The organism is Bradyrhizobium sp. 25ACV, from assembly GCF_054863005.1.
In genome coordinates this window covers 110,269-135,337 of sequence record NZ_JAVAYO010000005.1, presented here as the reverse complement: position 1 = coordinate 135,337, position 25,069 = coordinate 110,269, and the positions used below count along the sequence as shown (strand labels likewise).

The following is a 25,069-nucleotide window of genomic DNA, read 5'->3' as shown; positions in this document are numbered from 1 at the left end:
ATCCTCACGGATGCAGGATCACCTTGCCCATGGCCTGACGTCCCGCGAGCACCTTCAGTGCATCCGCTGTCTGCGCCAGCGGGAAGGTGCGGTCGACATGCGATGAGATCTTTCCTTCCGCGGTCCACTTCACGAGCTTCTCGAGATTGGCGCGGTTCTTCTCCGGATTCTGCCGGGTCCAGGCGCCCCAGAACACGCCGCGGATGTCGCAGCCCTTCAAGAGCGCGAGGTTCAGCGGCATCTTCGGAATGTCGCCGGCGGCGAAACCGATCACGAGGAAGCGGCCTTCCCACGCGATCGAGCGCAGCGCCTGCTCGGCATAGGCACCACCAACCGGATCGAAGATGATATCGACGCCCTTGCCGCCCGTGAGTTTTCGCAAGCCTTCCTTCAGATCTTCCTTGGCGTAGTTCAGCGTCAGCTCGGCGCCATGCGCTTTCGCGAATTCGAGCTTCTCGTCCGACGAGGCGCAGGCGATCACCTTCAATCCCATCAGCTTGCCGAGCTCGCAGGCGGCAAGGCCGGTGCCGCCGGCCGCGCCTAACACCGCAAGCGTCTCGCCTGGCTTCGGGCTGGCGCGATCTTCCAGCGCGTGCAGCGCCGTCCCGTAGATGATGATGATGCCGGCCGCGCGGTCGTAGTCGAGATTGTCGGGGATCTTGACGATCGACGCCGCGGGCAGCGCGATCTTCTCGCGCGCGCCGTTGTGGCCGCAGGAAGCGACGACGCGATCGCCGACTTTCAGATCGGTCACGCCGGCGCCGACGCTCTCGATCACGCCCGCGACTTCCGCGGCCGGCGAGAACGGGAATGGCGGCTTGATCTGGTACTTGCCCTGAATCATCAGGATGTCGAAGAAGTTCAGCGCCGCGGCCTTGATCGCGATCACCGCTTCGCCGGGACCGGCCACCGGATCCGGCACCTCAGCCAGCACGAGATCGTCAGGCTGGCAATATTGCGAGCAGAGGATGGCTTTCATGGCGGCACCTTGGGCGTTTCGAGTGGAATTATAGTTTGGCCGTTTCTGCCGGATTTACCTCGACCCGACAATCCGGATTCTTTGCTGGACGCTACGTTCGGCCTATCCTCGTCATGCGAGCGCAGCGAGCAATCCAGACTATTTCCGCCGGACGGATTCCGGATTGCTTCGCTGCGCTCGCAATGACGGAGCAAGAAGAAAAGGGAGGATTCAAACGATGTTTGAAACAGGCCTGCTCAGGGGCAAGCGCATCCTCGTCACCGGCGGTGGCTCCGGCCTTGGCGCGGCGATGGGGCGCCGTTTCCTCGCGCTCGGTGCCGAGCTCGTGATCTGCGGCCGCAAGCCCGACCGGCTGGACGCAACCGCGAACGAGATGCGCGAAGAGACAGGTGGCAAGGTCACCACCATCGCCTGCGACATCCGCGAAGGCGCCGCCGTCGACGGCATGATGGAGCAGATCTGGCGCGAGGCGCCGCTCGACATTCTCGTCAACAACGCCGCTGCGACGTTCATTGCACAGAGCGAGCATCTATCGTTCCGAGCAGCCGATGCGATCCTGGCTCCGACGCTGCATGGCGCGATGTATTGCACGCTCGCCTCCGGCAGGCGCTGGATCGAGGACAAGCATGGCGGCGTCGTGCTCTCGATCCTCTCGACCTCGACCATCACTGGCCGCGCCTTCACCGTGCCCGCGGCGATGGCGAAATCGGCGCTGCTGGCGATGACCAGAAGTCTCGCGGTGGAATGGGGGCCGAAGGGCATCCGCACCGTCGCCATCGCCCCGGGTCCGTTCCCGACCGCGGGCGCGTCGGGGCAGCTCCGCCCCGAAGGCCGTGACGAAGGCTGGACCGCGCGCAATCCGCTTGGCCGGACCGGAGAGCACAGCGAGCTTGCCGATCTCGCCAGCTTCCTGGTCTCGGACCGCGCCGGCTACATCAACTGCGAGATGGTGGTGATCGACGGTGGCGCGCATCTGCGCAGTTCCGGCGCCGAGGATTTATTGCGTTGGACCGAGACGCAATGGGCCGACCAGCGCGCCGCGCGATCCAAAGCTTAGGGCGCCGCTGATACCGCTAACTGCCTTCCCAAATTGGACTTTCCCGGCTATCCCTGCCGGGGGACAAAGCGCGGCCGGGCCATCTTCCAGTCACAATATTGAGGGAACCACTCCAGCATGTGGCGGGTGCTATCTTTAGCTTTGATGATCGGCATGATGACGTGCGGGATCGCTGATCTTGCGCGGGCGCAGACGGCGCAACCGGCGCCGAAGGCCGCACCGAAGTCGGCGGCTCCGCCGGCCAATGCGGCTGCGAAGAGTGCGGCAAAGCCCGAGAGCAAGCCTGCGGCCCCGCCCGCGGCGGTTGCGGGGGGCGCGGAGCCGACCCTGATCGGCCAGTTCGGCACCTGGGGCGCTTATTCGGCCACGCCCAACGGCAAGAAGGTCTGCTTCGCGCTGGCAAAACCCTCGTCGTCGAAGACCAATCCGCCGAATCGGCCGCGCGATCCCGCTTATGCCTTCGTCTCGACCCGTCCGGCCGAGAAGGTGAACAACGAAGTCTCGGTCATGATCGGCTACGCGCTGAAGCCGGGCTCGGAATCGTCGGTCGAGGTCGGCGGCGCCGCCTTCGCCATGTATACGCAGGGCGACGGCCTCTGGATCAAGAACGCGGCCGAGGAGGAGCGGATGGTCGAAGCCATGCGCAAATCCGCCGAGCTGGTCGTCAAGGGTGTCTCGGCCAAGGGCACCGAGACGACCGACACGTTCTCGCTGAAAGGCCTCGCCCAGGCGCTGGACAAGATCGCCCAGGATTGCCGGCGGTAAGCCTCTCGGCTTAGTCCTTTAAGGCTAAGCGACAGCCACGGTCGCAATCGGCTGTTCCGGTTGCTATATAGGGCCGGTTCCAAGTTTTTCCGTCTTTCCGGGATGGTCCGAACGACCAGACCCGGAATCTCGAGGTTCCGGGTTCGACGCTTCGCGCCGCCCCGGAACGACCACCTAGTCAGGTCCATTCAATGCAACCGACGACGACCGAGCCGCATAACGCAATACTGGTGGAGAAGACGCCACTCGAGACCTATGTGCCGCCGGCGAGGCCCTCGCTGATCGGTCTGTCGCGTACCGAGCTTGCCGATCGCCTCGGCGAGATCGGCGTCGCGCCGGCGCAGCGCAAGATGCGCGTGCAGCAGCTCTGGCACTGGCTCTATTTCCGCGGCGCCCAGAGTTTCGACGATATGACTTCGATCTCGAAGGGCATTCGCGCCGAGCTCGCACAGCATTTTACGGTCGACCGGCCCGAAGTCGTGGCCGAGCAGATCTCCAACGACGGCACCCGCAAATGGCTGCTGCGTCTGCCGAGCGGCGACAATGTCGAGCGCGCCCATGAAGTCGAGTGCGTCTACATTCCCGAGACCGATCGCGGCACTCTCTGCGTCTCCTCGCAGGTCGGCTGCACGCTGAATTGCTCCTTCTGCCACACCGGCACGCAGCGCCTGGTGCGCAATCTCACCGCCGGCGAGATCGTCGGACAGATCATGGTGGCGCGGGATCGATTGAACGATTGGGCCGATCGCGAGGACGGCACGCGCCGCGTCACCAACATCGTGATGATGGGGATGGGCGAGCCGCTCTACAATTTCGACGCGGTGCGCGACGCTCTCTTGATCGTCGGCGACAATGAAGGCATCGGCATCTCCCGCCGCCGCATCACGCTGTCGACCTCGGGCGTGGTGCCGAACATCGTGCGCGCCGGCGAGGAGATCGGCGTCATGCTCGCGATCTCCCTGCACGCGGTGCGCGACGAGCTGCGCAACGAGCTGGTGCCGCTCAACCGCAAATATCCGATCAAGGAGCTGCTGCAGGCCTGTCGCGACTATCCCGGCGCCTCGAACGCGCGCCGCATCACCTTCGAATATGTGATGCTCAAGGGCGTCAACGATTCGCTCGACGATGCAAAATTGCTGGTGAAGCTGCTCAAGGGCATTCACGCCAAGATCAATCTGATCCCGTTCAATCCCTGGCCCGGCACGGCCTATGAATGTTCGGACTGGGACCAGATCGAAAAATTCTCCGAGTACATCTTTAACGCCGGCTATTCCTCGCCGGTGCGCACGCCGCGCGGCCGCGACATCCTCGCCGCCTGCGGCCAGCTCAAGTCGGAGACCGAGAAGCTCAGCGCCAGGGAACGCCAGGCGCTGCGCGCCATGGCGATGACGGATTGAGGATGGCAACGTCCCCAATGCTCGTCATGGCCGGGCTTGACCCGGCCATCCACGTCGAGCGGCGAGCACGAAAGTCGTGGATGCCCGGGTCAAGCCCGGCCATGACGGTCGTGAGCGTCGCGATGCCGTTGATCGGCAACCTGCTGATCCCATGTCCCTGATCGGCCGCCTCATCGTCATCTTCATCGGCTTCCTCGCCGCCTGCTTCGTCGGCGGCATGATCGTGGTCGTCGCGCTGCTGTTTCCGGAGTTCGCCGATCTCGGCGCCGGCCCCGTCGATCAAGGCGCGATCGACATCCTGCTCGGCTTCGGCTTCATCTTCATCTCCGGCTTTGCGCTGGTGCCGGCGGCAGTGATCGTTGCGATCACCGAAGCCCTCTACATCCGCAGCGCGCTCGCTTATGCCGTTGGCGGCGGCCTCGTCGGGCTTGCCTGCTATCTCGGCCTCGTTCCCTTTCACTCCGACACGTTTCAGTTCGAAGGCATCGTACGGCGCCATCTGGAGATCATGACCGGCGCCGGCATCGTCGCCGGCATCGTCTATTGGCTGATCGCCGGCCGCAATGCCGGCGCCTGGCGCATCCCGCCACCGGCGCGGAAACCGCCGCCGCCGTTGCCATCGAATTCGAGGCCGGACGCGCGGTAGGTTGCATCGTCATTCCGGGTCTGGCTCTGCGAGCCGCCCCGGAATGACTCTGGCAAGGGTTTCCATCCCCTCTCCACTCCGCTAAACCGCGCGCCATGAACCGGACTGGACTCTTCATCGCCCTGGCGCTGTGGCTCGTGATCGGCGTTGTTTTCGGCCTCTATCCCGAGCTCGATCTCAAGCTCGCGTCGCTGTTCTTCGACCCCCAAACCAAAACCTTTCCGCTCAAGCTGAACGACTGGGCGGGCTTTGCGCGTGACGCCGCGATGTGGGTCGCCTGGGCCTTCGTGCTGCCCTCGCTCGTGGCGCTCGTGGTCAAGATGATCCGGCCCGACCGTCCCTTGATGGTGTCGGGACGCGCGATCGTATTTCTGCTGGTCACGATCATCATGTCGGCCGGCATCCTCACCAACCTCACCTTCAAGACCTATTGGGGCCGCCCGCGCCCGGTGGTGGTGACGCAGTTCGCCGGCGACCAGCAGTTCGTGGCGTGGTGGGATCCGCGCGGCGATTGCGTGCGCAACTGCTCGTTCTTCTCGGGCGAGGGCGCGACCGCGTTCTGGACGCTGGCGCCGGCCGCGCTGGCGCCGCCGGCATGGCGCCCGCTCGCTTATGCCGGCGCGGTGGTGTTCGGCGCCGTCACCAGCGGGCTGCGCATGGCCTTTGGCGGACATTTCTTCACCGATGTGGCGATCGCCGGCCTCGTCAGTTTTGTCGTGATCTGGTTTGCCTACGCGCTGATCTACCGCTGGCCACGGACCCGGTTCTCGGACGAGGCGGTCGATGCCGCCCTGACCCGGCTGAACATGCCCGCCTACCGGCTCCGCCGGCGCCTGTTCGGCGGCAAGACCGGTCCCGAACCCTCGGTTTGAGCCATTAAATGGGTGCCGAGCCCCGCGAAATTTGATATTCGCGCGGTCAACCCGTCCATGACATCAGCCCCTTGAGACCCGATTGGAAGCGCCATGACCACGATCCTGAAGAGCCTGCCCAAGGGTGAGAAAGTCGGCATCGCTTTTTCGGGCGGCCTCGACACCTCTGCGGCGCTGCTCTGGATGAAGCAGAAGGGCGCGCGCTGCTACGCCTACACCGCCAATCTCGGCCAGCCCGACGAGGCCGACTACAACGAGATCCCGCGCAAGGCGATGGAGTTCGGTGCCGAGAAGGCCCGGCTCGTCGATTGCCGCACGCAGCTGGTCCATGAAGGTATCGCCGCGATCCAGTCGGGCGCCTTCCATATCTCGACCGGCGGCATCACCTATTTCAATACCACCCCGCTCGGCCGCGCCGTCACCGGCACGATGCTGGTCGCGGCGATGAAGGAAGACGGCGTCAACATCTGGGGCGACGGCTCGACCTTCAAGGGCAACGACATCGAGCGCTTCTATCGTTACGGCCTGCTCACCAATCCCGGCCTGAAGATCTACAAGCCCTGGCTCGACCAGCAGTTCATCGACGAACTCGGCGGCCGCGCCGAGATGTCGGCGTTCATGACCGCGCAGGGCTTTGCCTACAAGATGAGCGCCGAGAAGGCGTATTCGACCGACAGCAATCTGCTCGGCGCCACGCACGAAGCCAAGGACCTCGAGAGCCTCGACAGCGGCATCAAGATCGTCAACCCGATCATGGGCGTGCCGTTCTGGCGCGACGACTGCGCCGTCAAGGCCGAGAAAGTCGTGGTTCGTTTCGAGGAAGGCCAGCCAGTCGCGCTCAACGGCCAGACCTTCGCCGATCCCGTCGCGCTGTTCCTGGAAGCCAACGTCATCGGCGGCCGCCACGGCCTCGGCATGAGCGACCAGATCGAGAACCGCATCATCGAGGCCAAGAGCCGCGGCATCTATGAAGCGCCGGGCATGGCGCTGCTGCACATCGCCTATGAGCGCCTCGTCACCGGCATCCACAACGAGGACACCATCGAGCAGTACCGCATCAGCGGCATGCGCCTGGGTCGTCTGCTCTATCAGGGCCGCTGGTTCGACTCGCAGGCCCTGATGCTGCGCGAGACCGCGCAGCGATGGGTCGCGCGCGCCGTCACCGGCGAGGTGACGCTGGAGCTGCGCCGCGGCAACGATTATTCGATCCTCAACACCGAGAGCCCGAACCTCACCTATGCGCCTGAAAGGCTCAGCATGGAGAAGGTCGAGGATGCCGCGTTCTCGCCGGCCGACCGCATCGGCCAGCTGACCATGCGCAACCTCGACATCGCCGACACCCGGACCAAGCTGAAGCTCTACAGCGACACCGGCCTTTTGTCGGGCAGCGAAGGCTCGCAGATCTTCCGGCTCGAGAGCGACAAGGGTTGAGGCCTTTTGCCGCCCGATCGGGCGATGCGCGACATAATGACGGTGTCATCCTCGGCCGTTAGGCTCCCCGCTTCCCCCTGAATGGGCATCGCGGAGCATCGAACATGGTCAAGGGATCGGCCCTCGCCTCTCTCATCGTCTTGTTTTGGACAACGTCACTGTCGGCACAGACGATCTATCCGATCGATCGTGCCGAGATCCTGGCCGGGGCCCAATTCGACTTCAAGGTGGAATTCCCCGGGCCGGTCGATCCCGCCAGCTTGAAGGTCACGGTGAACGGCGCGGATTATGCGACCGCGTTCGGCCGTTCGGCGACCTTCATTGAGCGCGAGGACGGCAAGGAGCAGTCGGCGCTGATCCTGCGCGACGTCACGCTGACCACGCCGGGCAGCGTTGCCGTGGATGTGAGCGACGGCACGCACCAGCGCAGCGTCACATGGACGGTCTACGACACGGGTCCGCGCAAGGCGAAGAACGTCATCCTGTTCATCGGCGACGGCATGTCGCCGGCGCATCGGGTCGCGGCCCGAATCCTGTCCAAGGGGATTACGGAGGCCAAGAGCCGCGGCAAGCTCGCCATCGACGACATGCCTCATATGGCACTGGTGGCGACCGCGGGCTCGGACTCGATCATCACGGACTCCGCGAACTCGGCCAGCGCCTATGCGACCGGGCACAAGAGTGCCGTCAACGCTCTCGGCGTCTATGCGGACCGCACCGCGAGCCCGTTCGACGATCCCCGGGTCGAGACCATCACGAGCCTCGCCAGGAGGCGGCTCGGCATGGCGATCGGCATCGTCACCAATACCGAGATCGAAGACGCGACGCCGGCGGCGATGGTCGCGCACACGCGCCGGCGCGCGGCCTATGACGAGATCGTCGAGCAGTTGTTCGCGGCCAAGCCGGATGTGCTGATGGGCGGCGGCAGCGCGAATTTCCTGCCGAAATCTGCCGCAGGCTCCAAGCGCAAGGACGAGACCGACTACATCGCGAAGTTTCGTGACGCAGGCTATCAGGTGGCGACGACCGCGAGCCAGCTCAGTGCTTCTGCCGCAAAGCCGGAGACCAGCAAGTTGCTCGGCCTGTTCGCCACCGGCAACATGGACGGCGCGCTTGACCGCAAATTCCTCAAAGGTGGCGGCGTGAAGAAGTTTCCCGAGCAGCCTGACCTGACCGAGCAGGTGCAGGCAGCGCTGAACATCCTGGCGAAGAACGAGGCCGGTTTCTTCCTGATGGTCGAGTCCGGAATGATCGACAAATACGCGCATTTGCTCGACATGGAGCGCGCCGTCTTCGACACGATCATGCTCGACAACGCGGTGCGCCAGACCCGTGAATGGGCGCGTGCGCGTGGCGAGGACACCCTCATCCTGGTGTTGGCGGACCACAATCATCCTAACAGTCTCGTCGGCACGGTGAATGACGACATGGGCACCGCGCCCAACGTGTCGCTGCGCGAGCGCGTCGGCGTCTACGACCAGGCCGGGTTTCCGAATTATCCGGCGCCGGATGCGGAGGGTTATCCGGCCCGCATCGACGTGAGCCGGCGGCTTGCCATCTTCTCGGCCAGCCTGCCGGACCATTACGAGACGTTCCGCCCGAAGCTCGACAATCCCAACGAGCCGACCGTGAAGGGTGCGGAGAACGGGACGTTCAAGGCCAACGACAGATACAAGGATGTTCCGGGCGTCGTGCTGCGCCCGGGCAATCTGCCGGCGATGATCGGCGCCAGTGTGCATTCGGGTGAGGATGTCATCCTCACGGCGACGGGGCCGGGCAGCGATCATGTGCGCGGCTCGATGGACAATACCGAAGTCTTTCGCGTCATGGTCGACGCGTTGGGGCTGGCCGCTCGGCAGTAGCGGCGATGCTGTCCAAACAAAAATGGCCGGGATTGCTCCCGGCCATTTGCATTTGGGTTTCGCCTCAGCGCGGCGGCGCGGTGCCGGGCGGGGGTGGCGGCAGCGAAGCCTGACCGCCGTTGAGCAGCGGCGTGATGTTGCGGATGGTCACGCGCCGGTTGATCAGGCTCGGACCCTGCGACTGCTCCTTCAGATACTGCTCGCCATAGCCCTGCGACGTCAGGTTCTCCGCGGGCACGTTGAATTGCTGCGTCAGCAATTCGGCCGCGGACTGCGCACGACGGTCCGACAATGACAGATTGTCGACCTCGTTGCCGACCGCGTCGGTGTGTCCCTCGATCAGGAACACCGCGCGCGGGTTCTGCTGAATCGCCTGGTTGAGGCCGTCGGCGATCACCTGCAGCCGGGCCGCCTGGTCCGGCGGGATGGTCCACGATCCCGTCTCGAAGTTGATCGTGTTGACGTCGATGCTCGGCATCTGCATGCGAACATTGGGGCTGTAGCGGATCTCGTCGAGCGAGTAACGCCGATCGATCCGCTGCACCGGCGGTGCCACCATGGTCTGGTAGATCACGTCCGGCGACGCTTCCTGGGCGTCGACGATGTAGCGATCATAGGGAATGTTCACGACCGGCGGCGGCACGTCGACATAGAAGCCGCCGACTGCCCGCGGATCGCGGTAGGTGTTGTCGATGATGACGAGCTCACCCCCGCGGGGGTCCCTGCGGATTCGCCGCCGCAGCGAACCGTCCGCACCGACCACGGTGATGATCTCGCTGCCGTCGGGACGGACCACGACGGTGCGGGTTTCACCACCGACGGTGTCGGTGCGGATGTCACGGGCGCCATAGCGGAAGCGATAGAGGTCGTTGCCGCGGACGTAAGCCTGCCCGCCCGGATCGCGGATGATGATGCGGTCCGGCTCGGTGTAGACGGTGCGGCCGCCTTCGACGACCTCGCGTCGTTGGCTGTGCATGTCGGCAATGGTGGCGCCGATCACGGCGCCGGCCACCACGCCTGCACCGATCGCGAGCGGGGTCAGGTCGCGCTGCTGCGGGCGCGGCGGAGGCGGCAAGGGCGCGGCGATCGTCGGCGCGGCCCGGAAGGCGGGCGCGACCGTCGGCGGCCTGTATTGTGCCCTGTCGGGCGGCGGCGCGGCGGCCGGTGTGCCAGGGACGACGGTCGGCGCAGCAGCGCCGGCGGGCGGCGCTGGCGGCCGTGGCGGGGCACCAGCCTTCGGGCCGGCAGGCGGGGTCCCGGCCGCGGGCGGCGTTGCACCCTGCTGACCAGGGGTTGGCGTCGCGGTCGGGGCCGGAGCCGCGCCGGGGGCCGGCGTCGCCGCACCCGGACGTCCGGGCGGTGGCGTCGGCGTGCTGCCGGGAGCCGGCGTGGCCGTCGGAGCGGGCGCGGCACCGGGACCCGGCGATCCTGCAGCCGGAGGCGTGCCGGGACGTGCGCCGGGCGGCGGTGCGCCGGGGCGGCCCGCCGGCGGTGCGCCAGGCGTGCTGCCCGGAGCCGGCGTTGCGGTCGGCGCGGGTGTCGCAGTCGGGGCAGGTGTGGCGGTCGGAGCAGGCGCTCCCGGTCGCGCCGTCGGCGCTGCGGGCGCGGGAGAAGGCGTCGCCGTGGGCGCCGGGGCAGGGCGGCCCGGAGGCGTTGCGGCTGGCGGGGGCGCTGGCGGCGTCGGAGCCGGACGTGCTGCGGGGGGCGGCGGCGTCGGTGCGTGCTGCGGAGCTGCAGCAGGCGGCGGTGCCGGCGGCGTGGGAGCCGGGCGTGCCGCAGGCGGCGGAGGTGTCGGGGCGTGCTGCTGCGGCGCCGCGGCCGGAGGCGGCGACGGCTGCTTCGGTGCGGCAGGCGGCGGGGGTGGCGGCGGCGGGGCCGGACGCGCCGCAGGGGGCGGCGGAGGCGGCGCGGCGGGACGCGGCGGTGCGGCGGCCGGCGGTGGCGCTGCGGGCGGGTGGGGCGGTGCAGCGGCGGGCGGCGGAGCGGCCGGGCGCGCGGGCCCAGCAGGCGGCGCAGCCGCGGGTCCCTTCGGCGGCTGCTTCGGTTTTCCGTCAGGGCCCGTGTCTTGAGGTTGCGCCTGTGCGACCACGAGCGGCGGCGCACTTTGCGCTTGCGATGCGGAGCTTGCGAATTGCATCGCGGTCAGAGCCGTCGTCGCGAGCAGCACGAAACGAAGATTGGTCATGGTGGTGAACTTCCCCGGAAGGTTCTTTGACGAAGTGTTGGGATGAACAGCTACGCGTTAGGCCGGATTGTGGCGGGCGATGCGGTCGCGGCCCGATTTATTTCTGCACGGAAATCACGTCACTCCTGCAACGTTCATTGCGCATTCAGACGCTGGTTGCAATTGCCCCACATGTGATCGGCCGCTTCATGCGCGATCCCGCGGAGGAATTGCATCCGTCGCAGGATTCGGCGTCAGCGGCCCGTTCGGCCCGCGCGATGGAATCTCTTCAGGCATGCGGCCCGGCAATTCGTCGGGCCGCGGTGGCGAGCCGGGTTCGCGCACCGGCGGCGTGATTTCAGGCTGCGGATTGCCCGGCGGAATGCCGGGCGGCGGTTCGGCTGGAGTCCCCGGTGTTGCCGGTGGAATCTCGGGCGGTTCGATCGGCATCGGCATCATCGGGAGCAGTTGTCCGGAGAAGGACAACGATGATGTTGCGCCGATGTTCCCTCATCGCGTCGCGCTGGATCTGCCTTATTCCGGCGCGTGGCACACGGCCTCGATGTTGTGGCCATCAGGGTCGAGCACGAAGGCGCCGTAGTAGTTCGCATGGTAATGCGGGCGGATGCCGGGCGGGCCGTTGTCGCGGCCGCCGGCCGCGATGGCCGCCTTGTAGAACGCGTCGACGGTGGCGCGGTCCTTGGCCGCGATCGCGACATGCACCGGCTTGTTCATGGCGCCTTCGCCGCCGATCCAGAAATCCGGCTTGCCGTTGGCGCCGAAGCCGGCGGCGGCAGCGTGGCCGGTCTGCTCCGCCGTGACCTCCATGATCAGGCCGTAGCCGAGCGGAGCCAGCGCCCTGGCGTAGAACGCTTTGGCGCGCTCATAGTCGGAAACGGAGAAACCCAGATGGTCGATCATCGCAACCTCCTTCGTCCTTGTCAGCGTGAGAGGAACGTATTGCTTCGTGTCTTGCGCATGATCGCGAACCCACGCGCGACCATGTCGGCAATACAATCCTGCTGCCATTCGTTTTGTGACAGATGCTCGATGACGACCGCGCGCGGCCATAGCGAGGGCGGCGCATCGCGGAAGAAGCCGATCAGCACGCGGTCCTCAAAACCCTCGACGTCGATCTTCAGCGAATCGACTTGGCGGACGCCGGCCTCGTCGAGAATGCGTGTCAGCCGCAGCGACGGCACCTTGATCGCCTCGGCGCTCGCCGTGCCGGTGACGACGTGCGTGGCGCCAAGATTGCCGCCGCCGCTCTCGATCATCAGCTCGCCGTCGCTGTCGCCGGCGGCAGCCTGCACCAGGCGCACTTGCGCCGTCTTCGACGCGCCATGGTTGAACGAGAGCCGCGCGAACGTCAGCGGATGTGGCTCGATCGCGACCACCTTGCCTGTGGTGCCGACCTGCTGCGCCATCACGAGCGCAAACGTGCCGACATTGGCGCCGACGTCAACGAAGGTGCCGCCCGCCGGGGTATGCTGGCGCAGGAAGTCGAGCTCGTCGAGATTATAATCGGGATTGAACAGTGCGCCGCGCTCGGTCGCGCTGCCCTGGTGATAGAAGCGGAACGATGCGCCCTGATATTGCACGTCGACCGGGCCGCCGCGCAGCAGATTGATCAGCCGCGACATCCAGGGCCGGAACGCGCCGCGCTTCAACCCCGATTGCTGTGCGAGGCGAATGATCGCAGCCTGCGCCGCATTGGGCGCAAACGCGCCGAACGGCGCGGACGAAGGGGCGTTGTCGGTCGTCAAGCAGGCGATCCTCGTTGCAAGCGGCGCATGCATAGCCGGTTTTGCGCGGGACTCCAACGCTCGATGCGAGCCACAATCTCGGTGTCGTCCCCGCGAAGGCGGGGACCCATAACCCCAGGGGGGAGTCTGATGCGAGATGCCCACTCCGAGTCGTCGCCAAACTCCCTCCCTGTGGGTATGGGTCCCGGATCTGCACGCAGCTCTAGGCAACGCTTCGCGTTACCTAGAGCTGCGCTTGTCCGGACGACGGAAAGAGCGTGCGTTATGTAGCTTTCCTCATGCCGCCTTCTTCGGCGCCTTGCGCTGCCGCAGAAATCGCCCGAGCAGCCTGCGCTTGCCCTTGCGCGGGATCAGCTCGATGTCGCTGACGAGCTTGGCGCCGCCCTTGCGGCGCTCCAGCACGATCTTGCGGCTGTGGAAGGCTTCCAGTTCGGCACGATGCGCGACGCTGACGATGGTCGCTTTCGGCAGCTCGTCGGTGACCGTCTTCATCATCTTGTCCTGGCTCTTCTCGTCGAGCGCCGAGGTCGCCTCATCCAGCACGACGATGTCGGGGTTGTGCAGCAACAGCCGCGCGAACGCGAGGCGCTGCTTCTCGCCGCCTGACAGCGTCTGGTCCCACGGGCCCTCTTCCTCGATCTTCTCCTTGAGATGATCGAGCCCGACCTTGTGCAGGGCTTCGCCGATCTCCTCGACGGTCCAGTGGTCGGCGGCACCGGGATAGGCGACCGCGCGGCGCAGCGACCCCGAGGGCACGTAAGGTCGCTGCGGCAGCATGAACAGGCGCCGGTCGGCATGGAAATTCACGCTGCCGCCGCCCCAGGGCCAGAGGCCTGCGATCGCGCGCACCAGCGTGCTCTTGCCGGTGCCGGATTCGCCGGCGACCAGCAGCCGTTCGCCGGGTTCGATCACCACCTCGGTCTCGCCGACCACGGCCGTGCCGTCGTCGAGCGTGACCGAGAGATCCTTCATCTCCAGCATGGCGTCGTTGCGGGTCTCGCCGCGCTTGATGCGGCCGAGGCCATCGCCTTGCTCGGCGCGTTCGAGGCCGTCGAGCGACATCATCAACGAGGCGATGCGGCGCGCGCAGGCATTCCAGTCGGCGAGCCGCGGATAATTGTCGACCAGCCAGCCGAACGCGCTCTGCACGATGGTGAAGGCGGAGGCCGCCTGCATCACCTGTCCCAGCGTCATGCTGCCGTCGAGGAATTTTGGCGCGCAAAGCAAAAGGGGCACGACGGGCGCAACCAGGCTCGATCCCTGAGACACCAGCGTGGTGCGCATGTGTTGGCCGGCGAGCCGCGCCCATTGCCTGAGCACGCTCGTGAAATTGCGGTCGATGCCGTCGCGCTCTTCCTCCTCGCCGCCGAGCAGCGCGATGCTCTCGCCGTTCTCGCGCACGCGCGTGAGTGTATAGCGGAAATCGGCCTCGGCCTGGTTCTTGTTCTCGGAGACCTGGACGAACTGACGGCCGATCACCAGGATCGAGCCGGACGCGATCGCGGCGTAGAGCATCGCGGCGATCACGAGAAAGCCGGGAATGGTGATGGTCGACCCGCCGAGGGTGACAGTGAGCGCGCCGCCGATGGTCCAGAGCACGACGATGAAGGTCGCGGCCGACAGCAGCGCCGAGGTGACGCCCGCGAGGAAATCGACCGGCGAATCGGTCGCGATGCGCAGATCCTCAGCAATCCGGTATTCCGGATTCTCGTGGTCGCCGCGGACGAGGTTGAGCTGGTAATAGCGCCCGTTCTTGAGCCACCGCGTCAGCACGCTCGCAGTCAACCAGGCCCGCCAGCGCCGCTGGATGCCCATGCGCGCGAACACCTGGATGACGCCGAGCACGATGCTGCCGATCGCAAGCGGGAAGAACAATGCGGTGAGATGGAAGACGGTGGTCGCATCGCGTTTCTCGATCGCGTCGAAGATCGCCCGGTTCCAGACATTGATGCCGTACTGGAAGCCGACGGTCAGGACGATCAGCGCGCCGAGGCCGAGCGAGAACGGCCAGGCGAGGCGATCGCCGTTGCGTCCCCAGAAGCCGCGCGCGCTGATCCAGAACCGCGTCAGCAGATAATCCTTGCGGGCCTGCTCCGCTTCCTCGGGCGTTAGCTCCGGGTCAGGCTCGAGCAATTCCGGCGGTGGCGCGGCGACCTCCTCGCCATTCTCGCCCTTGATCCCGACGATGGGCGGTTTGGGGCCCTGTTCGCGCTTGGCGGCCGGCTTTTGCATGAGCGGACAACGCGAAAGAAATCAACCGGTTCCCTCGGGTTCCGCATGGCACCTCATTCGGCGGCGCCGTCGCGGACGCGCCGGATCCGGGCCGCCCGGTGGAGAACGCGCGACAATTCCTCGATCGAATAGGGCTTCTGCACCAGCTCGAAACCGGTCACGCCCTCTTGCGACAGGGCCTGGCTGTAGCCCGTGGTCAGCACGACCGGCACGTCGATGCCGCGGTCGCGGATCGCCTGCGCCAGATCGAGCCCGGTCATCCCAGGCATCACCACGTCCGTGAACACGACGTCGAAGCGATCCGCGTCCATGACGAGCTCGGCGAGCGCATCGGTGGCGTTGTCGACCAGCGTGATGCTGTAGCCGAGCTCGGTGAGGCCGTCGGCGGCAAAATTGGCCAGCTCGATATTGTCCTCGACCAGCAGCACCGACATGCCGCTGCCGGCCACCGCCGGCGCCGTGTTCGGCGCCTGCCGCTGCGGCAGCAGGTCCGTCGGCACGCGCGGCAGATAGAGCGAGAAGGTGCTGCCGTGCCCGACCTCGCTCGTCACCGTCACCTCGCCGCCGGATTGCCGGGCGAAGCCGAACACCTGGGACAGGCCGAGGCCGGTGCCATGGCCGACCTGCTTGGTGGTGAAGAACGGCTCGAAGATGCGCTCCAGTCGGGCGGCCGGAATGCCGATGCCGGTGTCGCTGACGGTCACGCTGATGAAGCCACGGTTTCCCAGGCTCTGGCTTCCCAAGCTCTGGCTTCCCAAGTTCTGGATTCCCAAGTTCTGGCTTTCCAAGCTCTGGCTGCCCGAGGCGTGGGCCAGCGTGTCGGGAACGGTCGCCGCGGCCTCGACCGTGAAAACGATCCTGCCCTTGCCCTGCATGGCATCGCGCGCGTTGGTCGCCATGTTGATCAGCGCCGTCTCGAACTGGCCGGCATCGGCATGGACGAGGCAGGGCTCGGTGGGCAGGCGCATGGTGATCTCGATGGCCGGCCCCAGCAGCGGCGCCAGCATGTCGTGCAGCGCCTGCATCCGTTCGCCGACGTCGAACACCTCCGGCTTCAGGGTCTGACGCCGCGCAAAGGCGAGCAGCTGCGAGGTCAGCTTGGCCGCGCGCGCCACCGCGTCCGCAATGGCCGTGATGTAGCGCTGCCGCCGCTCCTCCGTCAGCTGCGGTCGGTTCAACAGGTCGACCGAGGCGCGGATCACCGTCAGCAGATTGTTGAAATCATGCGCGACGCCGCCGGTGAGCTGTCCGAGCGCCTCCAGGCGCTGGCTGTGCTTGAGCGCCTCCTCGGCCTCACGCCGCTTGGCGGCTTCGGCCTGAAGGTGCTGGGTGCGCCGCAACGCCAGCGCCAACAGCAGAAAAAGAAGTGCGGTGGCGGGAATGCCGAACACCAGATGCTGGCCCATGGTGGCGAGCCAGCGCGCGCGGATCGCCGAGGTCTCGAGCCCGGCGCTGACATAGATCGGATATTCGGCGACGCGCCGGTAGCCGATGCGGCGCTCGATCCCGTCCGAAGGCCAGGCGACCGTGATGAGGCCGTGCTCGGGGTGGGCCGCGATTTCCCGGCCGACCGGTCCGGTCGGATCGAGCCGAAGGTCGCGGTCGAGCCGCGGGAAATGCGCCAGCAGCACGCCGTCCGTGCGTCCCATCGTGAAGAAGCTGCCGGCATCGGAACCGATCCGCGCATAAAAACTCTCGAAATATTCGGGCAGGACGGAGGCCTGGATCACCCCGATGAAGCTGCCGTCGTCGGAGTCGCGGCGGCGGCTCACTCCGAAGAAGCGCGCGCCCTGATAGGGCGGACGGGGCGTCAGGGCCGTGCCGATGAAGCTGCCGATGGTCTGGTCGACATGAGCGTAGAAATAGTCGCGGTCTGCAAAGCGGAGCTCCGGCGGCGGCGAGGCGAGGCTGTTGACCAGCGCTTTTCCGTCCGCGTCGAAGATCCAGGCCGATTTGAGCTGCGGCAGCGAATCGGTCAGCCGCCTCAGGCGGCGGTGTAGCGCCGGCTCGCGCGCGCGGATGACGTCGTCGGGAAGGCCGCGCACCACCTCGTTGAGCTCGGCCAGGCTGCGATCGATGGTCTCGAACACCTTGAGCGCGTGCTCATGCACGACGTCGAGCGTGCGCTCGATCTCCCGGTCGGCGATGTCCCTGGTCGAGGTGTAGGAGATCGCGGAGGTGATGATGAACAGCGCAACCGGCAGCGCCAGGGATGCCGCCATCATCCACTGCAACAGCCTCAGCGAATTGCGTTGCGCCCTCTGCACAGTCGCTCCGTCCCTGACGGGAGCTTAACTGAATCTCGCGCGGGGAAGGAAGCAACTTGTGCCGGAACCGCTGGTTGTGCGCGGGGAACTTGCGCGCACAGCGGGTCGGAGAAAATTCTACTCGAATTGATCGCGATCTCGGAATGTCCCGGCCGGACTGGCCGGGACAGGAAGCATGAACCGCGCCTTTAGATCTGGCGCTCGACCATCTTGAGCTTGAGCTCGGCGATGGCTTCCGCCGGGTTCAGTCCCTTCGGGCAGGCCTTGGCGCAATTCATGATGGTGTGGCAGCGGTAGAGGCGGAACGGATCCTCGAGATTGTCGAGCCGCTCGCCGGTCGCCTCGTCGCGCGAATCGGACACCCAGCGGTTGGCCTGGAGCAGCGCGGCGGGGCCGAGATAACGTTCGCTGTTCCACCAATAGCTCGGGCACGAGGTCGAGCAGCAGGCGCACAGGATGCACTCGTAGAGGCCGTCGAGCTTCTCGCGATCCTCGTGGGTCTGGCGCCATTCCTTCTGCGGCGTCGGCGAGGTGGTCTTCAGCCACGGCTCGACCGAGGCGTACTGTGCGTAGAAATTGGTGAGGTCGGGGACGAGGTCCTTCACGACCGGCTGGTGCGGCAGCGGATTGATCTTCACCGCGCCGTCCTTCACGTCGTGCATCGAGCGGGTGCAAGCGAGCGTGTTCTGGCCGTCGATGTTCATGGCGCAGGAGCCGCAGACGCCTTCGCGGCAGGAGCGGCGGAAGGTCAGCGACGGGTCGATGTGGTTCTTGATCCAGATCAGGCCGTCCAGCACCATCGGGCCGCAATCGTTGGTGTCGACGTAATAGGTGTCGACGCTCGGATTCTTGCCGTCGTCCGGGTTCCAGCGGTAGACGCGAAACTCGCGGGTCTCGGTCGCGCCCGCGGGCTTCGGCCAGGTCTTGCCGCCGGTAATCTTGGAGTTCTTCGGAAGTGCGAATTCAACCATAAGTCCTGCCTCTGGTTTCTTCCGTCATGCGCGGGCTTGACCCGCGCATCCATCTTTAAAGGATGGATTGCCGGGTCGAGCCCGGCAATGACAGCAATGATCAGTACACACGCGCTTTCGGCGGGATGTACTGCACGTCGTTGGTCATGGTGTAGTCGTGAACCGGGCGGTACTCGATCTTGACCTTGCCGGCATCGTCCAGCCAGGCCAGCGTGTGCTTCATCCAGTTCTTGTCGTCGCGCTCGGAGAAGTCCTCGCGCGCATGCGCGCCGCGGCTCTCGGTGCGGTTGGCGGCCGAGTTCATCGTCACCACCGCTTGCGAGATCAGATTGTCGAACTCGAGCGTCTCGACGAGGTCCGAATTCCACACCAGCGAGCGATCGGACACGGCGATGTCGGTGATGCCGCTGTGGACCTTCTCGATCAAATTCTGACCTTCGCTCAGGACTTCGCCGGTGCGGAACACCGCGCAATTGCTCTGCATCACGTGCTGCATGCCTTCGCGCAGTTTTGCGGTCGGCGTGCCGCCGGAGGCGTAGCGGTAATGGTCGAGGCGGCCGAGCGCGAGCTCGGACGAGTTCGCCGGCAGCTCCGGCTGCTTGGCATTGGGCGTCAGCTTCTCGGCGAGGCGGAGCGCTGCGGCGCGGCCGAACACGACGAGGTCGATCAGCGAGTTGGAGCCGAGGCGGTTGGCGCCGTGCACGGAGACGCAGGCGGCTTCGCCGATCGCCATCAGGCCGGGGATGATGGCGTTGTCGTCGCCGTCCTTCTTGGTCAGGACTTCGCCGTGATAGTTGGTGGGGATGCCGCCCATGTTGTAGTGCACGGTCGGCACGATCGGGATCGGCTCGCGCGTCACATCGACATTGGCGAAGATCTTTGCGGATTCGGAGATGCCCGGCAGCCGCTCGGCCAGCACCGCGGGATCGAGATGGTCCAGATGCAGGAAGATGTGGTCCTTCTTCTTGCCGACGCCGCGTCCCTCGCGGATCTCGATGGTCATCGCGCGCGAGACGACGTCGCGCGAGGCGAGGTCCTTGGCCGACGGCGCGTAGCGCTCCATGAAGCGCTCGCCTTCGGAGTTGACGAGATAGCCGCCTTCGCCGCGCGCGCCCTCGGTGACGAGACAGCCCGAGCCGTAGATGCCGGTCGGGTGGAACTGCACGAACTCCATGTCCTGCATCGGCAGGCCGGCGCGCAGCACCATGCCGCCGCCGTCACCGGTGCAGGTGTGGGCCGAGGTGCAGGAGGCATAGGCGCGGCCGTAGCCGCCCGTCGCCAAAATCACGGTCTGGGCGCGGAAGCGGTGCAGCGTGCCGTCGTCGAGCTTGAGCGCGATGACGCCGCGGCAGGTGCCCTGGTCGTCCATGATCAGGTCGATGGCGAAGAACTCGATGAAGAACTCGGCCGCGTGGCGCAGCGACTGGCCGTACATCGTGTGCAGCATGGCGTGACCGGTGCGGTCGGCGGCGGCGCAGGTGCGCTGCGCCTGGCCCTTGCCGTAGTCCATGGTCATGCCGCCGAACGGACGCTGATAGATCTTGCCGTCCTCGGTGCGCGAGAACGGCACGCCCCAATGCTCGAGCTCGTAGACCGCCTCGGGCGCGTTGCGCACCATGTATTCGATCGCGTCCTGGTCGCCGAGCCAGTCCGACCCCTTCACGGTGTCGTACATGTGCCAGCGCCAGTCGTCCTTGTGCATGTTGCCGAGCGAGGCGGAGATGCCGCCCTGCGCCGCCACCGTGTGCGAGCGGGTCGGAAACACCTTGGTGATGCAGGCAGTGCGCAGGCCCGCTTCGCCGCAGCCGACCACGGCGCGCAGACCCGCGCCGCCGGCGCCGACCACGACGACGTCATAGGTGTGGTCTTCGATCGGATAGGCTTTGCCGTTGGTGGCGGGAGCGCCGTTGCCCGTGCCATTCGTTGTCGTGGCCATGGGTTACACTCCGGAGGACAGTTTCAGGATCGCGTAGGTCGAGGCGAGCGCCACGGCGACCGAGAAGAAATTGTTGAGCATGACCGAGACGAGCTTCAGCTTCTCGTTATGGACGTAGTCCTCGATCACCACCTGCATGCCGATCTTCATGTGCCAGGCGCTGGCGAAGATGAAGAGGAGCAGGATCACCGCGACGGGAATGGAGCTCAGGGTCTGCGCAGCGTAGACCTGGTTGCGGCCGAGCAGCATCACGATGATCACCAGCGCCGGGATCATCAGCAGCGTCATGGCGACGCCGGTGATGCGCTGACGCCAGAAATCGGACGTGCCGGAATGCGCGGCGCCGAGATTGCGGACGCGGCCGAGCGGGGTTCGCAGGCTGCGCTTCGGCGTTTCGGATGCGCTCATCGTCCACCTCCGTTCGCATAGGCGATGATCCAGATCAGCACCGTCAGCGCGATGCCGCCGATCAGGGCGCCCCAGGTCAGCGCTTCCCGCTCATTGGCCTTGAAGCCGTAGCCGAGGTCCCACACGAAATGCCGGATGCCGCTGAGCATATGGTGCATCAGCGCCCAGGTGTAGCCGAACACGATCAGCCGCCCGATGATGCTGCCGGCGAAGGCCTGGACGTGCGCGTAAGCGGCAGGGCCGGAAGCCGCGGCAACCAGCCACCAGACCAGCAGCAGGGTTCCGAAATAGAGGGCAATCCCGGTGGCGCGGTGGATGATGGACAGAGCCATCGTCAGCGTCCAGCGGTACACTTGCATGTGCGGCGAGAGGGGTCGTTCGATCCGTGCGGTCATGGGCTTTGATGTTTTATAGCGGCCCAGCAGGGGGCGCGCGGGGATCGGAAAGGTCGGCTCTATTTACGGAGTCGATTTGGCCTGTGCAATCTCCAAATTGCCATAAATCGAATCGTGGTTCAGCTCTAGAGCCTTGATGAAGCAAGGCCAATCAGGGGCTTGGTATACCAGAGCGTCGGTCCGCCAGCGAAATTAAGAATGTTAGTTCATTACTTCGTGGCGTGCGCAGGGCGCATTGAAATCACTATTGGAACGCCTCTAACCCATTGCCCGCCGCTTGCCGCTCGCACCAATCGGTCCGTGTCGGCCCTAGCCGCCCGCCAGGGCCAAGGCGACTCGGCGCGCCGCACGCTAGGCTCAGCTTCGCCGGGACCGCGGATATGCGCAGCCCGCATTCCACCCCAGCCGGGACGTCCGGTGCGTCGACCGTACAACCCAGATGGCCTAAAGCTGGAACCGCAGCCGCCTTCGAATCGTCGTCTCGGAGAAGTTGCGACCAGTCGCCGGGGCAGGTCAGGGGTGATTGCAGGACTTGATATCAAGGACATCGTCGAGCTCGCGCTGCTGCTGATCGCAACCGGCGCGCTTTCGGGATTTTTGGCCGGGGTGTTCGGCATCGGCGGCGGCGCGATTCTCGTGCCGGTGTTCTACGAATGCTTTCGCATCGCCGGCGTGCCGCTGGAGGTACGGATGCCGCTCTGCATCGGCACCTCGCTCGCGGTGATCATCCCGACCTCGATCCGTTCGTTCCAGGCGCATTACAAGCGCGGCGCCGTCGACATGGCCATCCTCAGGGTCTGGTGGTTGCCGATCGTGATCGGCGTGGTCGCCGGCAGCGTCATCGCGCGCTATGCGCCGGAGCGGCTGTTCAAGATCGTGTTCGTCTGCGTCGCCTATTCCGCGGCGGCGCGCCTCATCTTCGCGCGCGAAGGCTGGAAGTTCGGCGACGACCTGCCGAAGGGCCCGCTGATGCGCGCTTACGGCTTCTGTGTCGGCATCCTCTCGACGCTGATGGGCATCGGCGGCGGGCTGTTCTCGAACCTGCTGATGACGTTCTACGGCCGTCCGATCCATCAGGCGGTCGCGACGTCATCGGCACTCGCGGTGCTGATCTCGATCCCCGGCGCGTTCGGCTACATCTATGCGGGCTGGCCGGCGGCGGCCACATATCCGGCCGTCGCAGCCCTGCAAATCCCGTTCGCGCTCGGCTACGTCTCGCTGATCGGCGCCGTGCTGGTGATGCCGATGAGCCTCGTCACCGCGCCGCTAGGCGTGAGAGCCGCGCATGCGATGTCGAAGCGGACGCTGGAGGTCGCGTTCGGGTGTTATCTGTTCATTGTCGGCAGCCGGTTTGTGATGAGTCTGGTCGGCGGGCTGTAGCCGCTGCGTCCACCGTCATTCGAGCGCAGCGTCGTAGGGCGGGTTAGCGAAGCGTAACCCACCGCTTCTGCCGCCGTGGAACGCAAAGAGGTGGGTTACGCCTTCGGCTAACCCACCCTACGGCTTCATCCGCAAGGACGGCGAACGCCAGCCCTATTTCTTCGCGTAGATATCCTTGTACGCATCCCGCAAGATGTTCTTCTGCACCTTGCCCATGGTGTTGCGCGGCAGCTCGTCGACGACGAAGACGCGCTTGGGCATCTTGAACTTTGCGATCCGTCCGTCGAGCGCGTTCAGCACGGTGGCTTCGGTGACATCGGCACCCTTGTTGCAGACCAGAACCGCCGTGACGCCCTCGCCGAAATCGGCATGCGGCACGCCGATCACGGCGGATTCGATCACGCCGGGCATGGCGTCGATCTCGCTCTCGATCTCTTTGGGATAGACGTTGAAGCCGCCGGAGATCACGAGATCCTTGCCGCGGCCGAGGATGTGAACGTAGCCCTTGCCGTCGATCTTGCCGAGGTCGCCGGTGATGAAGAAGCCGTCGGGCCGGAATTCCGACTTGGTCTTTTCCGGCATGCGCCAATAGCCCTTGAACACGTTCGGTCCCTTGACCTCGATCATGCCGATTTCTTCGCGCGGCAGCTCTTTGCCCGTCTCGGGCTCGGTCACGCGCACGGAGACGCCGGGCAAGGGAAAGCCGACTGCGCCGGGCACGCGCTCGCCGTCATAGGGGTTCGACGTGTTCATGTTGGTCTCGGTCATGCCGTAGCGCTCGAGCACCGCGTGCCCCGTGCGCGCCGACCATTCGCGATGGGTCTCCGCCAGCAGCGGCGCCGAGCCCGAGATGAACAGCCGCATATGCTTGGTCGTCTCCTTCGACAGCGCAGGGTTCTGGAGCAAGCGCGTGTAGAAGGTCGGCACGCCCATCAGCACCGTGGCGCGCGCCATCAGCTTGATCATCAAATCCGGATCGAGCTTCGGCAGGAAGATCATCGAGGCACGTGCGAACAGCGTCACGTTGGTCGCCACGAACAAGCCGTGGGTGTGATAGATCGGCAGCGCGTGGATCAGCACGTCCTTGTCGGTGAAGCGCCAGTAGCCGACGAGCGAGAGCGAGTTCGATGCCAGATTATCATGCGTCAGCATCGCGCCCTTGGAGCGGCCTGTGGTGCCCGAGGTGTAGAGGATGGCCGCGAGATCGTCGTTCGCCCGCGCGACAGTCGTGAATTCTGGGCTGGCCTTGTCGGCGGCTTCCGTCAGCGAGCCCTTGCCGTCAGCTCCGAGCGTCTCGACCTTGGCTTTCACCTTGGCGCCGATCGGGGCGAGGCCTTCGGCCTTGGAGGGATCGCAGACCACCAGCGACGGCTCGGCATCGCCGATGAAGTAGTCGAGTTCGTTGAGCGTATAGGCGGTGTTGAGCGGCAGATAGACCGCGCCGGCCCTGACAGTGCCGAGATACAGCACGATATTGGCGACGGATTTCTCGACCTGCACCGCGACGCGGTCGCCCGGCTTCACGCCTCGCGCGACCAGCACATTCGCCATCTGTCCGGCCCGCGCGATCAGCTCGCCATAGCTGATATGGCCACCGTCATGCGTCTCGATCGCGAGGCGCTTCGGATCGTCCAGGCCGTCGAACAGGCGGGAGAACAGGTTGGCGTTGGCAGCTGGGTTCATGCAACATTCCTCGCCGGTGAAGGCCGGTCAAACCGAGGGCTGGATTAGCAAAAACCGCCCCGATGAAGCAACGGAGACAGTTTGCATGACAAAAGCTGGGAAACGCGTGGCCTGGGTCACGGGCGGCGGCAGCGGGATCGGAGAGGCCGGCGCCGAGGCGCTGGCGGCCGACGGCTGGACGGTGGTGGTCTCGGGCCGACGCAAGGACGCCCTGGATACCGTGGTTGCCAAGATCACCAAGGCGGGCGGGGCGGCCGAGGCCATCGCGCTGGACGTCTCCAGCGCTGCGGAAGCCCAGAAAGCCGCCGATCAGATCGTCGCCAGGCACGGCCGCATCGACCTCCTGGTCAACAATGCCGGCATCAATGTTCCCAAGCGCAGCTGGAAGGACATGGAACTGGAGGGCTGGGACACACTGGTCCAGGTCAATCTCAACGGCGTGCTCTATTGCATGCGCGCGGTGCTGCCGACGATGCGCAAGCAGCAGGACGGCGCGATCATCAACGTCTCGTCCTGGGCTGGCCGCCACGTCTCGAAGATGCCGGGCCCGGCCTACACCACGACCAAGCATGCGGTGCTGGCGCTGACCCATTCCTTCAATATGGACGAATGCGTCAACGGCCTGCGCGCCTGCTGCCTGATGCCGGGCGAGGTGGCGACGCCGATCTTGAAATTGCGCCCGGTGGTGCCGAGCGAGGACGAGCAGGCCAGGATGCTGCAATCGGAAGATCTCGGCCGCACCATCGCCTTCATCGCGAGCATGCCGGCCAGGGTCTGCATCAACGAGGTGCTGATCAGCCCGACGCATAATCGCGGATTCATCCAGACGCCGAACAACAGGGATTGAGGTGGATAGCG

Annotated in this window: 21 protein-coding genes; 9 read left to right on the top strand and 12 right to left on the bottom strand. The window is 65.8% G+C overall.

Annotated elements, in window-relative coordinates:
* Positions 1–4: 4 nt before the first annotated feature.
* Positions 5–979, bottom strand: a complete 975-nt coding sequence (locus RAD04_RS13400; protein WP_461624163.1) for an NADPH:quinone oxidoreductase family protein — start codon at positions 977–979, stop codon at positions 5–7.
* Positions 980–1,196: 217 nt separating this feature from the next.
* Here RAD04_RS13400 and RAD04_RS13395 point away from each other — a divergent pair, with 217 nt between their 5' ends.
* The 7 genes from RAD04_RS13395 to RAD04_RS13365 all read left to right on the top strand — a co-directional run bounded on the left by RAD04_RS13395 (position 1,197) and on the right by RAD04_RS13365 (position 9,009).
* Positions 1,197–2,036, top strand: coding sequence for an SDR family oxidoreductase (locus RAD04_RS13395; RefSeq protein WP_461624162.1), 840 nt, complete (start codon positions 1,197–1,199; stop codon positions 2,034–2,036).
* A gap of 117 nt (positions 2,037–2,153) precedes the next feature.
* On the top strand, positions 2,154–2,801 hold the full coding sequence (locus tag RAD04_RS13390; protein WP_461624161.1) for an invasion associated locus B family protein: 648 nt from the start codon (positions 2,154–2,156) through the stop codon (positions 2,799–2,801).
* 191 nt (positions 2,802–2,992) lie between these two features.
* Complete coding sequence (rlmN, locus tag RAD04_RS13385; protein ID WP_271594462.1) at positions 2,993–4,198, top strand: dual-specificity RNA methyltransferase RlmN; 1,206 nt, start codon at positions 2,993–2,995, stop codon at positions 4,196–4,198.
* A 151-nt stretch (positions 4,199–4,349) separates the two neighbouring features.
* Complete coding sequence (locus tag RAD04_RS13380; protein WP_461624160.1) at positions 4,350–4,844, top strand: hypothetical protein; 495 nt, start codon at positions 4,350–4,352, stop codon at positions 4,842–4,844.
* A 95-nt stretch (positions 4,845–4,939) separates the two neighbouring features.
* Positions 4,940–5,716, top strand: coding sequence for a phosphatase PAP2 family protein (locus RAD04_RS13375; RefSeq protein WP_461624159.1), 777 nt, complete (start codon positions 4,940–4,942; stop codon positions 5,714–5,716).
* Positions 5,717–5,809: 93 nt separating this feature from the next.
* Positions 5,810–7,147 carry an argininosuccinate synthase gene (gene argG / locus RAD04_RS13370; RefSeq protein WP_091965052.1) on the top strand — a complete coding sequence of 446 codons (1,338 nt, stop codon included), beginning with the start codon at positions 5,810–5,812 and terminating at the stop codon, positions 7,145–7,147.
* A gap of 104 nt (positions 7,148–7,251) precedes the next feature.
* On the top strand, positions 7,252–9,009 hold the full coding sequence (locus RAD04_RS13365) for an alkaline phosphatase (protein WP_461624158.1): 1,758 nt from the start codon (positions 7,252–7,254) through the stop codon (positions 9,007–9,009).
* Positions 9,010–9,073: 64 nt separating this feature from the next.
* Here the strand turns inward: RAD04_RS13365 and RAD04_RS13360 are convergent, their stop codons facing one another.
* The 10 genes from RAD04_RS13360 to sdhC all read right to left on the bottom strand — a co-directional run bounded on the left by RAD04_RS13360 (position 9,074) and on the right by sdhC (position 21,148).
* Positions 9,074–11,194: an OmpA family protein gene (locus tag RAD04_RS13360; RefSeq protein ID WP_461624157.1), complete on the bottom strand. Its 2,121-nt coding sequence runs from the start codon at positions 11,192–11,194 to the stop codon at positions 9,074–9,076.
* A 186-nt stretch (positions 11,195–11,380) separates the two neighbouring features.
* Positions 11,381–11,623: a hypothetical protein gene (locus RAD04_RS13355; protein WP_026202099.1), complete on the bottom strand. Its 243-nt coding sequence runs from the start codon at positions 11,621–11,623 to the stop codon at positions 11,381–11,383.
* Positions 11,624–11,707: 84 nt separating this feature from the next.
* Positions 11,708–12,094, bottom strand: a complete 387-nt coding sequence (locus RAD04_RS13350; RefSeq protein ID WP_461624156.1) for a VOC family protein — start codon at positions 12,092–12,094, stop codon at positions 11,708–11,710.
* Between the two features lie 20 nt (positions 12,095–12,114).
* Positions 12,115–12,939, bottom strand: coding sequence for an FkbM family methyltransferase (locus RAD04_RS13345; protein WP_461624155.1), 825 nt, complete (start codon positions 12,937–12,939; stop codon positions 12,115–12,117).
* 276 nt (positions 12,940–13,215) lie between these two features.
* Positions 13,216–15,171 carry an ABC transporter ATP-binding protein/permease gene (locus tag RAD04_RS13340; protein WP_461624154.1) on the bottom strand — a complete coding sequence of 652 codons (1,956 nt, stop codon included), beginning with the start codon at positions 15,169–15,171 and terminating at the stop codon, positions 13,216–13,218.
* A gap of 53 nt (positions 15,172–15,224) precedes the next feature.
* Positions 15,225–17,438, bottom strand: coding sequence for an ATP-binding protein (locus tag RAD04_RS13335; protein WP_461624153.1), 2,214 nt, complete (start codon positions 17,436–17,438; stop codon positions 15,225–15,227).
* Positions 17,439–17,626: 188 nt separating this feature from the next.
* On the bottom strand, positions 17,627–18,409 hold the full coding sequence (locus RAD04_RS13330; protein ID WP_038972643.1) for a succinate dehydrogenase iron-sulfur subunit: 783 nt from the start codon (positions 18,407–18,409) through the stop codon (positions 17,627–17,629).
* Between the two features lie 100 nt (positions 18,410–18,509).
* Positions 18,510–20,345 (bottom strand): succinate dehydrogenase flavoprotein subunit, encoded by a 1,836-nt coding sequence (gene sdhA / locus RAD04_RS13325; protein ID WP_461624152.1) that lies wholly within the window; start codon positions 20,343–20,345, stop codon positions 18,510–18,512.
* 3 nt (positions 20,346–20,348) lie between these two features.
* Positions 20,349–20,753 (bottom strand): succinate dehydrogenase, hydrophobic membrane anchor protein, encoded by a 405-nt coding sequence (gene sdhD / locus RAD04_RS13320; RefSeq protein ID WP_461624151.1) that lies wholly within the window; start codon positions 20,751–20,753, stop codon positions 20,349–20,351.
* The gene (gene sdhC, locus RAD04_RS13315) at positions 20,750–21,148 is read right to left on the bottom strand and encodes a succinate dehydrogenase, cytochrome b556 subunit (protein WP_018318928.1); all 399 of its coding nucleotides are present in this window, start codon (positions 21,146–21,148) and stop codon (positions 20,750–20,752) included. The genes sdhD and sdhC overlap by 4 nt, the downstream gene beginning before the upstream one ends.
* Before the next feature lie 519 nt (positions 21,149–21,667).
* Here sdhC and RAD04_RS13310 point away from each other — a divergent pair.
* The gene (locus RAD04_RS13310) at positions 21,668–22,528 is read left to right on the top strand and encodes a sulfite exporter TauE/SafE family protein (protein ID WP_461624150.1); all 861 of its coding nucleotides are present in this window, start codon (positions 21,668–21,670) and stop codon (positions 22,526–22,528) included.
* Positions 22,529–22,681: 153 nt separating this feature from the next.
* Here RAD04_RS13310 and RAD04_RS13305 read toward each other — a convergent pair whose 3' ends face one another.
* Positions 22,682–24,211 carry a malonate--CoA ligase gene (locus RAD04_RS13305; protein ID WP_461624149.1) on the bottom strand — a complete coding sequence of 510 codons (1,530 nt, stop codon included), beginning with the start codon at positions 24,209–24,211 and terminating at the stop codon, positions 22,682–22,684.
* A gap of 85 nt (positions 24,212–24,296) precedes the next feature.
* Between RAD04_RS13305 and RAD04_RS13300 the strand changes: the two genes are divergently transcribed.
* On the top strand, positions 24,297–25,058 hold the full coding sequence (locus tag RAD04_RS13300; protein WP_104465792.1) for an SDR family oxidoreductase: 762 nt from the start codon (positions 24,297–24,299) through the stop codon (positions 25,056–25,058).
* Positions 25,059–25,069 lie beyond the last annotated feature (11 nt).

What these genes read in the sequence shown, in the direction of transcription:
- RAD04_RS13305 (WP_461624149.1), bottom strand. Translation starts at nt 24,211, where the DNA reads ATGAACCCAGCTGCCAACGCCAACCTGTTCTCCCGCCTGTTCGACGGC.
- RAD04_RS13395 (WP_461624162.1), top strand. Translation starts at nt 1,197, where the DNA reads ATGTTTGAAACAGGCCTGCTCAGGGGCAAGCGCATCCTCGTCACCGGC.
- argG (WP_091965052.1), top strand. Translation starts at nt 5,810, where the DNA reads ATGACCACGATCCTGAAGAGCCTGCCCAAGGGTGAGAAAGTCGGCATC.
- RAD04_RS13330 (WP_038972643.1), bottom strand. Translation starts at nt 18,409, where the DNA reads ATGGTTGAATTCGCACTTCCGAAGAACTCCAAGATTACCGGCGGCAAG.
- sdhC (WP_018318928.1), bottom strand. Translation starts at nt 21,148, where the DNA reads ATGACCGCACGGATCGAACGACCCCTCTCGCCGCACATGCAAGTGTAC.
- RAD04_RS13300 (WP_104465792.1), top strand. Translation starts at nt 24,297, where the DNA reads ATGACAAAAGCTGGGAAACGCGTGGCCTGGGTCACGGGCGGCGGCAGC.
- RAD04_RS13360 (WP_461624157.1), bottom strand. Translation starts at nt 11,194, where the DNA reads ATGACCAATCTTCGTTTCGTGCTGCTCGCGACGACGGCTCTGACCGCG.
- RAD04_RS13340 (WP_461624154.1), bottom strand. Translation starts at nt 15,171, where the DNA reads ATGCAAAAGCCGGCCGCCAAGCGCGAACAGGGCCCCAAACCGCCCATC.
- RAD04_RS13390 (WP_461624161.1), top strand. Translation starts at nt 2,154, where the DNA reads ATGTGGCGGGTGCTATCTTTAGCTTTGATGATCGGCATGATGACGTGC.
- sdhD (WP_461624151.1), bottom strand. Translation starts at nt 20,753, where the DNA reads ATGAGCGCATCCGAAACGCCGAAGCGCAGCCTGCGAACCCCGCTCGGC.
- RAD04_RS13355 (WP_026202099.1), bottom strand. Translation starts at nt 11,623, where the DNA reads ATGCCGATCGAACCGCCCGAGATTCCACCGGCAACACCGGGGACTCCA.
- sdhA (WP_461624152.1), bottom strand. Translation starts at nt 20,345, where the DNA reads ATGGCCACGACAACGAATGGCACGGGCAACGGCGCTCCCGCCACCAAC.
- RAD04_RS13365 (WP_461624158.1), top strand. Translation starts at nt 7,252, where the DNA reads ATGGTCAAGGGATCGGCCCTCGCCTCTCTCATCGTCTTGTTTTGGACA.
- RAD04_RS13400 (WP_461624163.1), bottom strand. Translation starts at nt 979, where the DNA reads ATGAAAGCCATCCTCTGCTCGCAATATTGCCAGCCTGACGATCTCGTG.
- RAD04_RS13350 (WP_461624156.1), bottom strand. Translation starts at nt 12,094, where the DNA reads ATGATCGACCATCTGGGTTTCTCCGTTTCCGACTATGAGCGCGCCAAA.
- RAD04_RS13380 (WP_461624160.1), top strand. Translation starts at nt 4,350, where the DNA reads ATGTCCCTGATCGGCCGCCTCATCGTCATCTTCATCGGCTTCCTCGCC.
- rlmN (WP_271594462.1), top strand. Translation starts at nt 2,993, where the DNA reads ATGCAACCGACGACGACCGAGCCGCATAACGCAATACTGGTGGAGAAG.
- RAD04_RS13375 (WP_461624159.1), top strand. Translation starts at nt 4,940, where the DNA reads ATGAACCGGACTGGACTCTTCATCGCCCTGGCGCTGTGGCTCGTGATC.